This window comes from Aeromonas sp. 602396 (assembly GCF_049173735.1).
Classification (GTDB): domain Bacteria; phylum Pseudomonadota; class Gammaproteobacteria; order Enterobacterales; family Aeromonadaceae; genus Aeromonas; species Aeromonas veronii_A.
Genome location: NZ_JAAKSD010000003.1, coordinates 216644 through 229110, shown reverse-complemented (window position 1 = coordinate 229110; position 12467 = coordinate 216644). Strand labels below are relative to the sequence as shown.

The 12467-nt window shown below is 60.8% G+C and carries 8 protein-coding genes; 4 read left to right on the top strand and 4 right to left on the bottom strand.

All coding sequences use genetic code 11. The annotated features are described in order from the left end of the window. A complete protein-coding gene (locus G5229_RS06565) occupies window positions 1-612 on the bottom strand; it encodes a DUF2975 domain-containing protein (protein ID WP_421208828.1) in 612 nt (203 codons plus the stop codon). Between the two features lie 346 nt (window positions 613-958). Between G5229_RS06565 and G5229_RS06560 the strand changes: the two genes are divergently transcribed. Next, the gene (locus G5229_RS06560) at window positions 959-4414 is read left to right on the top strand and encodes a NahK/ErcS family hybrid sensor histidine kinase/response regulator (RefSeq protein WP_421208827.1); all 3456 of its coding nucleotides are present in this window, start codon (window positions 959-961) and stop codon (window positions 4412-4414) included. Between the two features lie 17 nt (window positions 4415-4431). Here G5229_RS06560 and G5229_RS06555 read toward each other — a convergent pair whose 3' ends face one another. After that, window positions 4432-5043: an arylesterase gene (locus tag G5229_RS06555; RefSeq protein WP_421208826.1), complete on the bottom strand. Its 612-nt coding sequence runs from the start codon at window positions 5041-5043 to the stop codon at window positions 4432-4434. A 56-nt stretch (window positions 5044-5099) separates the two neighbouring features. Between G5229_RS06555 and G5229_RS06550 the strand changes: the two genes are divergently transcribed. Then, on the top strand, window positions 5100-5795 hold the full coding sequence (locus G5229_RS06550; protein WP_019446439.1) for an ABC transporter ATP-binding protein: 696 nt from the start codon (window positions 5100-5102) through the stop codon (window positions 5793-5795). Window positions 5796-5831: 36 nt separating this feature from the next. Then, window positions 5832-8279, top strand: coding sequence for an ABC transporter permease (locus G5229_RS06545; RefSeq protein WP_421208825.1), 2448 nt, complete (start codon window positions 5832-5834; stop codon window positions 8277-8279). A 129-nt stretch (window positions 8280-8408) separates the two neighbouring features. Here G5229_RS06545 and G5229_RS06540 read toward each other — a convergent pair whose 3' ends face one another. Next, entirely contained in the window at window positions 8409-9314 is a 906-nt protein-coding gene (locus G5229_RS06540; RefSeq protein ID WP_421208824.1) for a TIGR01777 family oxidoreductase, read from the bottom strand. Between the two features lie 252 nt (window positions 9315-9566). Between G5229_RS06540 and G5229_RS06535 the strand changes: the two genes are divergently transcribed. Beyond that, on the top strand, window positions 9567-11096 hold the full coding sequence (locus G5229_RS06535) for an EAL domain-containing protein (RefSeq protein WP_421208823.1): 1530 nt from the start codon (window positions 9567-9569) through the stop codon (window positions 11094-11096). A 75-nt stretch (window positions 11097-11171) separates the two neighbouring features. Here the strand turns inward: G5229_RS06535 and G5229_RS06530 are convergent, their stop codons facing one another. Beyond that, the gene (locus G5229_RS06530; RefSeq protein ID WP_421208822.1) at window positions 11172-12353 is read right to left on the bottom strand and encodes a PLP-dependent aminotransferase family protein; all 1182 of its coding nucleotides are present in this window, start codon (window positions 12351-12353) and stop codon (window positions 11172-11174) included. Between the last annotated feature and the right edge of the window lie 114 nt (window positions 12354-12467).

Genomic DNA, 12467 nt, shown 5'->3' with positions numbered 1-12467 from the left:
TCACACCGTCAGTTGCTGTTCATCGGCCAGCAGTTTGGCCTCGCGCATGACCAGTGCCAGCGCCGAGACGATCAATCCACCCAGCAGCAGCTGAAAGTTTGAGGAGCTGATATTGATGGTGCCGTGCAGTTCAGGGCCTTGCAGAGTGAGCGCTATATCCAGCAGTGGCGTGGTGATGATCTCGGCGATGAAACTGGCACACAGCAGCAGTCCGATCATTTTGTAACGACGGATCTGGTCGAAGGTGAACAGCATGGCGCATCGATAGCCACGAAACAGCTGGAGCAGTTGCCACAGGATGAGCATGAAAACTACATCAGGCAGCAGCATGACCAAGGTCGCCAGCAGGCGGGTACCCATATTGAGGGGGTAGTCGGCAATCGAGGGGGCCGTAGTGGTCACTACTGGTGAGGGCATGTTCAGTGGGACATTACTGAGTGTGGAACCGTCATTCACTGCCAGGGCATCGACCAGCTCCTGATGCAGATAGTCGTTGCCACCCAACAGGTGTGACCAGGCTCCCATGACGGTCATAAGTGGGGTGGCCACCAGTGCAAATAGCAGAACCCACTCGATTAGGCCGCTCATTCGTTCGAGCTTGTTGTGTTTCATCGTTTATCTCCAGATGGAATGTGACAGAAAGATTAGGGCCATGAACGGTGCTGCCAGCAGGGTCAGCAGCAGGCACCATTCGATAAGGTCGCTGATGTGTCCGAGCGTATGGTGTTTCATCGTTTCACCTCTTGCTTGAAAGAGAAAAAAGATGGAGCGTGCGCGCATGAAATTATTGTTTATCAATAAACAGACGCTAGTGTTTATCGTTTTGCGATATAGAGTCAAGGCTAAACTTATTGAAAAACGATAATTTCAATCTGTCCGAAGGGGATGACTTTTGGCAGCAGCCTCTCTAGACTGGCGAGGTTGTATACAAAAACTCAACATGGACAAGGAGTTATCGATGCACCAGGGATGGCTGCTGATCGGATTGTCGCTCACCTATCTGGGGCTGCTGTTTCTGATCGCCTTCGTGGCAGACAAGCACAAACGGCACCGTCTCAAGGGGCAACCGCTGCTCTACAGCCTGTCGCTGGCGGTCTACTGCACCTCCTGGACCTTCTTCGGCACCGTGGGGCAGGCGAGTGAATCCCCCTGGTCGCCGGTGCCCATCTACCTTGGCCCCATGCTGGTCTTTCTGTTTGGCTGGCGGCTGCTGGCGCGCCTTATTCTGGTGGCCAAGCGCGAGCACATCACCTCCATCGCCGACTTTATCGCCGCCCGTTACGGCAAATCCCAGCGGCTCGCCATGGTGATCGCCCTCATCGCCATCATGGGGATCCTCCCCTATCTGGTATTGCAGCTCAAAGCCATCGTCACCGGGCTGGATCTGCTGATGGTCAACAGTGGCGGCATCAGCCCGACCAGCAATACCAGCGAGTTGGCGCTCGGGGTTACCCTGCTGCTGGCGCTGTTCAGCATCCTGTTCGGCACCCGCCATCTCGATGCCACCGAGCACCACAGGGGGATGGTGGTGGCCATCGCCTTCGAATCGGTGGTCAAATTGCTGGCCTTTATCGCGGTGGGGGGCTTCGCCCTCTGGCTGATCCTGAGCAAACCGGGCGAGGCTCACGAGCAGGTGACCCGCGACTTTTTTGCACAGGTGGTGGCGGTGAGCCCCGGCAACCTGCTGGAGCTTGCCATCTATACGGTGCTGGCGATGTGCGCCGTCATCTGCCTGCCGCGCCAGTTTCATGTGACTGTGGTGGAGAACAATCAGGGGCAGGATCTGCACTGGGCGCGCTGGATCTTCCCGCTCTACCTGTTCGTGATGGGGCTCTTTATCTGGCCGCTGGCGCTGGCGGGCAAGCAGTGGGTGGGTGCCGACATGGCCTCCGACACCTATGTGATCAGTTTGCCGATGGCACTCGGGTTCGATGGCATGGCGATGCTGGCGTTTCTCGGCGGCACCTCGGCGGCCACTGGCATGGTGATCGTCTGCACCATCGCGTTGGCGATCATGGTGAGCAACGATCTGGTGCTGCCGGTGCTGCTGCGCCGCTTCTGGCGGCAGGGGCGTGACGAGCGGCTGGTACGGCTGCTGTTGCAGGTGCGCCGTGGCGCCATCCTGCTGATCTTGCTGGCGGCCTGGGGGCTCTACCTTTGGCTCGGCGATCTCACCAGCTTGTCGCGCATCGGCTATCTCTCTTTTGGCGCGGTGGCCCAGTTTGCGCCAGCCCTGCTGCTCGGTCTTTACTGGCGTCACGGCAATCGCAAGGGGGTCTATCTTGGGTTGAGCCTCGGGGTGAGCCTCTGGTTCGTCACCCTGCTGGTGGAGAGCGGGCTGCTGGCCGGTTCACCGCTGACCGAACTGCTGGCACCGCCGGACTGGCCCGCATTTCGCGAGCTGAGTCTCGGAGCCTGGTGCATCTTCCTGAGCCTGCTATTCAACCTGCTCGGTTATGTGGCGGGCTCGCTGCTGTCGCGCCCTGCGGTGAGCGAGCGGCTGCAGGCGGCCAACTTTGTCGGCAAGCCGAGTCGCGATACCGCCGCCCTCTATCAGGCGCGGGTCTCGGTCAAGGAGCTGGAGATGCTGGCGGCCCGCTTTGTCGGCTCAAGCCGGGTCAAACGCGCCTTTGGTCGTTTCGCCGGTGAGCGGGGCGGCACCCTGGCGCCCCAGATGCAGGCTTCGGCCGAGCTTATCGCTCACACCGAGCGGCTGCTGGCGGGGGTGTTTGGTACCTCATCGGCACGGCTGGTGCTCGCCTCTGCCCTGCAGGGGCGCAACATGCAGCTCGAGGAGATCGCCACCATCGTCGATGAAGCCTCCGACGTTTTTCGCTTCAACCGCGGCCTGCTGCAGGGTGCGATCGAGCATATCGGGCAGGGGATCTCGGTGGTGGACAGGGAGCTTCGGCTGGTGGCCTGGAACCGCCGTTACATCGAGCTGTTCCACTATCCGCCCGGGCTTATTCAGGCAGGGCGCCCCATTGAAGAGATCATCCGCTACAACGCGCAGCAGGGGCTCTGTGGCCCCGGCGATATCGAGGATCATGTGGCGCGGCGGGTCGCCTTTATGAAGCGGGGCAGCGCCCATATCTCGGCGCGGGAGCGCCCGGATGGGCGAGTAATCGAGATGCAGGGCAACCCCATGCCCGCCGGTGGTTTTGTCATGACCTTTACTGACATCACCCCGTTTCGCGATGCCGAACGGGTGCTGCGCGAAGCGAACGAACATCTGGAGGCACGGGTGGCCGAGCGCACCCGTGAGCTCTCCGAGCTCAACCGTCAACTATTGCTGGTGAACCAGCAGGTGGAGCGGGCCAACCACTCCAAGAGTCGCTTTCTGGCGGCGGTCAGCCACGATCTGACCCAGCCCCTCAATGCGGCCAAGCTGTTTACCTCCTCCCTGCTGGAGATGTTGCCCGCCGAGGGGGAACCGGCACGTATCGCCTACCATATCGACGATGCGCTGGGGGCGACCGAGGATCTCATTAGCGATCTGCTCGATATCTCGCGGCTTGAAGCGGGCAAATTCAAAGCCAGGAAACTCGACTTCGCCCTGCATGACTTGTTCGACAACCTCAAGGCGGAATTTGGGGTATTGGCACAGGCGGGGGGGATCCACTTCTCGGTGGTGGAGAGCAAGCATGCGGTGCATAGCGATGTGCGGCTGCTGCGCCGGGTGTTGCAGAATTTCCTGACCAATGCGTTTCGCTACAATCCGGGGGGGCGGGTGCTGCTCGGTTGTCGCAGGTCAGGAAGCAAGATCTGCATCGAGGTGTGGGACAACGGCCCCGGTATCCCGCAGGACAAGCAGGAGGCTATTTTTGACGAGTTCTCCCGTCTCGATCACTCCCGTACCGCCAAGGAGCAGGGGCTGGGTCTGGGGCTCGCCATCGCCCGCGGCATCTCGCAGGTGCTTGGCCATCAGCTCACCCTGCAAAGCTGGCCGGGCAAGGGATCGGTCTTTGCGGTGACCCTCAATCTGGCCACCCGACCGGTTGTCCCTCAACAGTTGGTGGCGCCTGTAGTACGCGATAGCCAGCTGGAAGGCGTAGCTGTGCTCTGCATCGACAATGAGCGGGATATTCTGACTGCCATGAGCACTTTGCTCAGCCGTTGGGGCTGCGAGGTGCGTTGCGCCGTCGATCTGGCCGAAGCCGAAGCGCTGGTGGCAGACGGGTTTGTGCCGAGATTGGTGCTCTCCGACTATCACCTCGACGATGGCAAGACCGGGCTGGAGGCGCTGGCTGCGCTGCAACAGGTGTGTGGTGACGAGTTGGAGGGCATCGTCATCAGCGCCGATCGCAAGAGCGAGTTGCAGGTGCAGATCCGTGAGCGAGGGTATGGCTACATCAGCAAACCGGTCAAACCGCTCAAACTGCGGGCCCTGATGAACAGCCTGCTGCTGAGTTAAACAGGGGGAGATGTTTCTTATGGCTCCATAAGGGGCTCAATAAAACCGGCTACCTTGTCGCGGATCTTGGGCTGGGCCGCCGGGGTGGGATGAATACCATCGTTCATCATAAGTTCAGGGCGCAGCGCAATATCATCCATAAAGAAGGGCAGCAGCGGCAGATCGTTAGCTTGAGCCAGCTCGGGAAAGATCTGTTCGAACTGGCGCAGATAGCGGGCACCGTAGTTGCGGGGCAGCTGGATTTGGGTCAACACCACACGGGTCTGCTGCGCCTTGGCGAGCGCGATCATGCTGGCCAGATTTTGGCGGGTAATGGTCGGTGCGAAGCCACGCAGGCCATCGTTGCCCCCCAGTTCGATCAGCAGCCAGTCCGGTTTGTGCTCCTTCAGCAGAGCGGGCAGACGGGCCAGCGCCCCTTGGGTCGTTTCACCGCTGATGCTGGCATTGAGCAGGGTGTGTTTGCCCCCCTCTTCCTGCCATTTCTGGTTGAGCAGGGCAGGCCAGCTCTGCTCAACCTGCATCTGATACCCGGCACTCAGGCTATCTCCCAGCACCAGCAGGGTCTGGGCCTGAGCCGACGAGAGCAGGCTGCCAAGGCCAACGAACAAGGCAAACAGAATACGCACCATCAATTCAACTCCCGCTATGGATTGTCATCAAGGGATTGGAACAAAGGATACAGAGCATGAGTTCAACCCCCATTATTGTCGTCAAGGGCCTCGGCAAATCGGTTCGCCTCGGCCAGGAAAGCCTCACCATCCTTGAAGGGATCGATCTGCAAGTCAATAGCGGCGAGACGGTGGCCCTGGTTGGCGCCTCCGGCTCCGGCAAGTCCACCTTGCTGGGGCTGCTGGCCGGGCTCGATCTGCCGAGTCAGGGAGACATCGAAATCCTCGGCAAATCTCTCGGTGAGCTGGATGAAGAGGGGCGGGCCCGGTTGCGCGCCGAGCAGATCGGCTTTGTGTTCCAGTCGTTCCTGCTGCTCCCGACCATGACGGCGCTCGAGAATGTGATGCTGCCCGCCGAGCTGCGCGGTGAGCGGGATTGCGAACCAAGAGCCCGCGAGCTGCTGGCTGCGGTCGGACTTGGCGAGCGGTTGCACCATCTGCCGCCACGGCTTTCCGGCGGTGAGCAGCAGCGGGTAGCCATCGCCCGCGCCTTTATGACCCGTCCAAGCCTGCTGCTGGCGGACGAGCCGACCGGCAACCTCGACAGCAAGACCGGCGAGAAGGTGATCGAGCTGCTGTTTGAACTCAATCGCAAGCACGGCACCACGCTAGTGGTGGTGACCCATGATCATCAGCTGGCCGAGCGTTGCCAGCGGCAACTGGTCATGACGGCGGGCAGACTGGATCGCGAGGTGGCCCATGATGTGGTGTAACGGGGTGAGCTGCGGGTCAAGCGGGAGATGCAAGGGATGATGCAGTGGCGATTGGGATGGCGACTGCTTCGCCGGGAAGGATTTAGCGGCGAGCTGCGCTGGTTTGTGCTGGCGCTGGCCCTGAGCGTGGCGTGCGTCTTGAGTGTGGCATTGGTGGCGGATCGGCTCGATGCCGGACTCAAGGCGTCGGGCCGCGACTTTATCGGGGCGGATCGGGTGCTGCGCACCGCGGCCGCTCTGCCGGATGGCTGGCTGGCCCGAGCGAAACTGGATGGCTTGGCGGTGCAGACCACCGTCAGCTTCAACAGCATGCTGTTTCACGGCGACGCGCTGCAGCTTGCCTCCATTCGGGCTGTGCCCAATGGTTTCCCTTTCTACGGCAAGCTCACTCTGGAACCTGCCCGCGCCCCGGCTCCCGGCGAGATCTGGCTCTCCGCCCGGGTGATGCAGCTGCTCAAGGCTAAAACGGGGGATGAGCTGGAGGTGGGCAATACGGTGCTCAAGGTGGCAGGCCTGCTTGGCGAGGAGCCGGATCAGGGCTTCAGTCCCTTCCTGTTGGCGCCGCGTGCACTGATCCACAGTGCCGATATCGAGGCGACCGGCGCCCTGCTCCCCGGCAGTCGCCAGCAGTGGCGCTATCTGTTCAAGGGGTCGAGAGAGTCGCTGGCCCGTTACGAGCAATGGCTGCTGCCGCAATTGCAGGCCGGACAGAAGTGGATCAAACCGGATGACAGCGAATCCCAAGTTGGCCGCTCGCTGGCCAATGCCGAGCGTTTCTTCCGGCTTGCCTCGCTAAGCGGGGTATTGCTGGGGGCGTTGGCGATGGGGATCGCTGTGCGCCACTTTGCCGAGCGCCAGACCAATATGGTGGCGCTGCTCAAAACCCTGGGGGCATCCCGTCGCTCGCTCTGGCAACTGATGGGAACCCTGCTGCTGTCGTTGACGCTGATCGGCGCGTTGCTGGGTCTGGTGGCGGGCACTGCCATGCAGTGGATCACCTTGCAACTGCTGGGGGACCTGCTGCCGCCGGATCTGCCGCCCCCCTCTTGGCGCCCCTTTGTGCTGGGCGTGGCAGTGGCGCTCTTTATCACCCTGCTGCTCGCTTTTGTGCCCTTCTTGCGGCTGCTGAAGGTGCCGCCGCTACGGGTGTTGCGTCGCGAGCTGGAGGCGGGGATTCCCCCCTGGCTGGCCCTGCCGGTCGGTCTGCTCGGGCTGTTTGCGCTGGTCTGGGGCTTTACCGCCGATGTGCGGCTGGCGCTGGGGCTGGTGGGGGGCATGGGCTTGCTGATGGGGCTGCTGGCCCTGCTGGCGGCGCTGATGTTGCGGCTGGGAGCAAGAGTGAACGGGCCTCATGCCTTGCGGCTGGCTCTGGCCCACCTGTCGCGCGAGCGCAGCAGCGGCCTGTTTCAGTTGGCGGGCTTTGCGCTGGCATTGATGCTGTTTGGCTTGCTCTGGGCGGCCAGGGTCGATCTGCTGGATGAGTTTTCGGCCCGTCTCCCCGTCGATGCGCCCAACCGTTTTCTGGTCAATGTGGCCGAGAACGAACGGGAGGGGATCCTGAGCGAACTGGCGGCGGCCGGGGCCACCACCTCCGATTTCTATCCCATGGTGCGCGGCAGGCTGACCCATATTGCCGGTGAGGCGGTGGGCGAGGGGGCCAGCAGTGGCCGCGAGGGGGTAGATCGGGAGCTCAACTTCACCACCACGGCTACCCTGCCAACCGACAACAAGCTGGTGGCCGGGAAGTGGCTTGCCGGGTCCGGCGAGGTGTCGGTGGATAGCGAGTTGGCCAAGCGACTCGATATCAAGCTGGGGGACATGCTCGCCTTTACCATCGAGGGGCGCAGCTTCGGCGCCAGGGTCACCAGTCTGCGCAGCATCAAGTGGGACAATATGCGGCCCAACTTCTACATGATCTTCTCCGAGGATCTGCTGGCACCCTTCTCCCGTACCTGGCTTGGCAGCTACCGGCTGCCCGAGGCGGGGCGCACTGCCGAGGTGGAGTTGATCCGCCGTCACCCCACGGTGAGCCTTATCGATGTGGATGACCTGATTGCGCGGCTCACTCAGGTATCGGAGCAGGTGAGCCGGGCACTGGCGCTGATGCTGGGGCTGGTGACAGTGGCCGCGCTGCTGGTGCTGCTGACCCAGACCCAGGCCAGCATGGCTCAGCGTCGGCGCGAACTGCTGCTGATGCGCACCCTGGGTGCCAGCAGCGAACTGCTGAAAAAGATGCTGCGTTGGGAGCTGGTGGCCAGTGGTGCGCTGGCGGGGCTCTGCGCCGCCATGGTGGTGGAGCTCTGTTCCTTTGGCCTGCAGTGGTGGTGGTTCGAGGGGTTGTGGCAGTTCCACTGGGCCATCTGGCTCGGTCTGCCGACTCTGGGGGCGCTGTTGGTGACGCTGGCGGGGCAGGGGATGCAGCGCCAGCTGCTGGCTGGCACCCTGAGCGATCGGCTGCGGGGGCTGGGTCAGGGACTGTTGTAATCCCGCCAGCGCGAGCCGATGCGACCAAGTGCAATCGAGTATCCACAATAAACAAGCAGCCTGGCCATTGGTCGGGCTGCTTGCTATACGAGGTGCTGACGAGCGGACGCTGTGAGCTGTTGTTAGTAGTTAGCGGGGCTCACGCAGAAGATTGGTGAGGGCGCTCGGCAGCTCGGGATAGCTGAAGTGAAAACCGGCCTGTTGCAGCCTTGTTGGTATCACCTTTTGTCCGGTCAGCAGCAGATCTGCCGCCTCCCCCATCACCAGTTGCAACAGCGGCGCCGGGACGAAGAAGAGGTGTGGACGGTGCAGGGTCGCGGCCAGAGTCTCACTGAACTCCCGGTTGCTGACCGGATGGGGCGCAGTGCCGTTGAAGATGCCGCTGCACTCTTCGTGCTCCAGTATGAACAGGATGGCGCGCACCAGATCCTGCACATGGATCCAGCTCATCATCTGGCTGCCCGACCCCATGGGGCCGCCGAGTCCGAGTCGGTATGGGGGGAGCATTTTGGGTAGCGCTCCCCCATCCATGCCGAGCACCAGCCCGATCCGCACGATACAGACCCGGGTCTGCTTGCTTTGTGCTTCCAGTGCCAGGGTCTCCCACTGTTGGCAGAGTTGGTGGGTGAACTCGTCGTTGGGAGAGCGGCACTGCTCGTCGAGGGTTTCGGTGCCCTGTCTGCCATACCAGCCGATGGCGGAGGCGTTGATCAGCACCTTGGGCGGCGTTGTGGAGAGCTTGATGAGATCCACCAGCTGCTCGGTCAGCAGCCAGCGGCTGTCGCAGAGCAGCTGTTTACGCGATTCGCTCCAGCGTCCGGCGGCGATGGGTTCACCCGCCAGATTGATCACTGCGTCCACGTCATTGAGGTCATCGAGCCGGTCAAGGTTATCCAATACCTTGATATCGTGACCGAGCAGGGAGTAGGCGCGGCTCCCCTGCCTGCTCAATACCACGACCTCGTGATTGACCTTGAGATGGGCAACCAGCTTGCGGCCGATAAAGCCGGTTCCTCCGGTAATCAGAATCTTCATCGTTGCACGCTCCTGCTGCCGTTTGCTCTACTCTAATGGCGTCGTCCTCCTTCAACAAGTGGACGAGTTTGACACGTTTTGTTCATTCGACTGATGTTAACTCTATCCTCTTCTTGCGACATATTGTTGAACAATAGTTTGAATTGATTGATTTTTGTCGGGTGGACATTTGTTGTTCAATCGCTATTATGGCGACCCTTTCGCCTGTCCATCGGGGCTGTCACCCACCATCCGAGCATCAAAGAGGCCGCCATGCCATTTCGTCGTTTGAAACTTCGCCAGCTTTACTCGAGGATTCTGGTGGCACTACTGATGGGGGGCGGGATCCTGCTGCTGGGGGTTGTTGCCGTTATCTGGCAGACAGTGACCGAGATAGAGCATGATTCCGATTCACGCTTGCAGCATGCCCGGATGATGTTTGATCGCTCCATCGGCCATGCCCGGCAAGCGGCCATCAATGTGGAGGGGATGCTTGGTCACTCCTGCAAGGAGGCGGCACAACTGCTGCGCGAACAGGTGGCCACTGTGCCTGATGTCCGCTCTGCCAATCTGGCTATAGGAAATCGTATCTATTGCACCTCGCTCTATGGTGACTACGATGGCCCCTTCAACCCTGACAGTTATGTGGATGGCAGGCTGCAACTGCTGCCAGGCAATGAGGTCACACCGGATCGCCCCCTGATCGTGCTGCGCCACGAAACGGACAAGGGGAGTGTGCTGATCGGTGTGGATGGCTACTACCTGCGCAATACCCTGGAGATCTCCAGCAAGAACTCCCCGATGGCTCTGGTGGTGGGGCAGAGGGCACTGTTTGGCTCAGGTCAGTTCGGGGCGGCGCCCTCTCCGGCAGAAGAGGGTTATATTGCCCTCGCTTCGGCCGATTTCCCCTATCAGGTCGTCACCCGGATCACGGTGCATGATTACTTGAGCCACGCATGGCGCTACTCCAGAGATACCTTGATCCTCTCTCCACTGCTGGCGCTGCTGATTGGATTCGGCACCTTCAGGCTGATGGGGCGTAGCAGCTCACCAGCGGAGGAGCTCAAGCGGGCGTTGATCGAGGAGGAGTTTATCCCCTACCTGCAGCCGGTGGTCTCCGGTGAGGATGAGCAGTGGCGTGGCTGTGAGGTGCTGATGCGCTGGCAGCATCCCAAGCAGGGGATGATCTCGCCGGATCGCTTTATCCCGCTGGCGGAAGATAGCGGCCTGATCGTGCCCATGACCAGCCTGTTGATGGCCGAGGTGCGTGACCACTTCTCCCCTTATGCCCGCAAGCTGCCGGCAAAGTTTCATTTTTGCTTCAATATCAGCGCCAAGCACTTCCAGGATCTCGACCTGTTGGCTGACTGCAAGGCCTTTCTCGACGCGTTTAAGGACAATCCCGTTGATTTGGGGTTGGAGCTGACGGAGCGGGAGCTGCTGGTGGCTGATGAGACAACCGCCCGGATGTTTGCCGAATTGCGCAAACTGGGCGTGTTGATCGCTATCGATGACTTTGGCACCGGTCACTCCAGTCTGACCTATCTGCAGCAGTTTCAGGTCGATGCAATCAAGATTGACCGTAGCTTTGTAGAGATGATCGGTACGAATGCACTCTCCAGCCATATCGTTGAAAACGTGATTGATCTGGCGAAGCGACTTGAATTGATCCTGATCGCGGAGGGGGTCGAGAAGCAGTCGCAGGCGGACTACCTGCGGGCTCGCCACGTTGACTATCTGCAAGGATATCGCTACGGCCGCCCCATTCCGATGAAGCAGTTTTGCAAGACCCTGTTTGGCTGAACGGGTGAATGGGGAGCATAAAAAAAACCAGCGAGCGCTCGCTGGTTTTTTGTTAATACGGTTTGGCTTGGGCGTTCAGAGCATCCGCTGGAGGGCGCGGGCCAGCCGCTTGACCCCCTCCTCGATGGTCGCCTCATCGACGCAGGAGAAGCTCAGGCGCAGGGTGTTCTTGATTTCGGGGCGTACATAGAAGGGGGCGCCGGGCACGAAGGCTACCTTCTCCTTGATCGCCTCGTCAAACAGCGCCATGGCACTGATGTGGGCTGGCAGAGTCAGCCAGAGGAACATGCCCCCTTCCGGTCGGGTGTAGCTGACGCCGGGCGGGCAGTGACGGGCCAGTGCAGCCTCCATGGCGGCACGCTGGCGGCCATAGACCTCCTTGATCTTCTCCAGATGGGCATCCAGTGAATTGTCGGTCAGGAAGCGGTGCAGCACCTGCTGGCTGAAGGCGTTGCTGTGCAGATCGGTGGCCTGCTTGGCGATGGTCACCTTCTTGCGTAGCCACTCCGGCACCAGCATCCAGCCCAGACGGAAGGCGGGCACCACGGTTTTGGAAAACGAGCCGAGCAGCACAGTATTGTTTGGCGCCAGCTTGGCAATGGGGGGGAGATGCTCCCCTTCGAAGCGCAGCTCGCCGTAGGGATCATCTTCCACCATCAACAGCTCGTGGCGCACCAGTCGCTCGGCCAGTGCCTCGCGGTTGGCACGGTTGTAGGAGACACCGCTCGGGTTCTGGAAGTTGGGCACGCCGTAGAGCAGCTTGGCATTGGATCCGCTTGCCAGCAGCGCATCCAGCGCCGCCAGATCCAGACCCTCTTCTTCAAGGGTGATCGGCTTGAAGGTGGGTTGATAGACAGAGAAAGCCTGAATGGCGCCAAGGTAACCCGGCTCTTCGATGATGAGATCCTGACCCTTGTCGATCAGCACCTTGCCCAGCAGATCCAGCGCCTGCTGGGAGCCGCTGGTGATCAGGATGTTGTCCGGATTGATCTGCATGCCGTGGCGGGCCAGATAGCGGTCGGCAATATATTGGCGCAGCGGGGCGAAGCCTTCGGTCGCCGCATATTGCAGGGCAGCAGCCCCCTGTTCGCGCAGCACATCCTGACAGGCCTGATCGATCGCCTTGACCGGAAACAGGTGGGGATTGGGCAGGCCACCGGCGAAGGAGATGATCTCCGGATTGGCGGCAACTTTGAGGATTTCACGGATAAAGGAAGGTTCAACCTTCTCGAAGCGCTGGGCAAAAAACGGCTGCATAGACAATTCTCTCGGCATATGGGCGGTCGCTCCATTCGACCGCCAGGTTATCCGTTTGTATCAGATTTCAGAAATGAGGCAATGATTGTCACAAAAATCGCCAAAAAAGGGCAG

Excerpts from the sequence above, each read along its gene's own strand:
- G5229_RS06560 (WP_421208827.1), top strand. The coding sequence starts at position 959 with ATGCACCAGGGATGGCTGCTGATCGGATTGTCGCTCACCTATCTGGGG.
- G5229_RS06550 (WP_019446439.1), top strand. The coding sequence starts at position 5,100 with ATGAGTTCAACCCCCATTATTGTCGTCAAGGGCCTCGGCAAATCGGTT.
- G5229_RS06565 (WP_421208828.1), bottom strand. The coding sequence starts at position 612 with ATGAAACACAACAAGCTCGAACGAATGAGCGGCCTAATCGAGTGGGTT.
- G5229_RS06545 (WP_421208825.1), top strand. The coding sequence starts at position 5,832 with ATGATGCAGTGGCGATTGGGATGGCGACTGCTTCGCCGGGAAGGATTT.
- G5229_RS06530 (WP_421208822.1), bottom strand. The coding sequence starts at position 12,353 with ATGCAGCCGTTTTTTGCCCAGCGCTTCGAGAAGGTTGAACCTTCCTTT.
- G5229_RS06555 (WP_421208826.1), bottom strand. The coding sequence starts at position 5,043 with ATGGTGCGTATTCTGTTTGCCTTGTTCGTTGGCCTTGGCAGCCTGCTC.
- G5229_RS06540 (WP_421208824.1), bottom strand. The coding sequence starts at position 9,314 with ATGAAGATTCTGATTACCGGAGGAACCGGCTTTATCGGCCGCAAGCTG.
- G5229_RS06535 (WP_421208823.1), top strand. The coding sequence starts at position 9,567 with ATGCCATTTCGTCGTTTGAAACTTCGCCAGCTTTACTCGAGGATTCTG.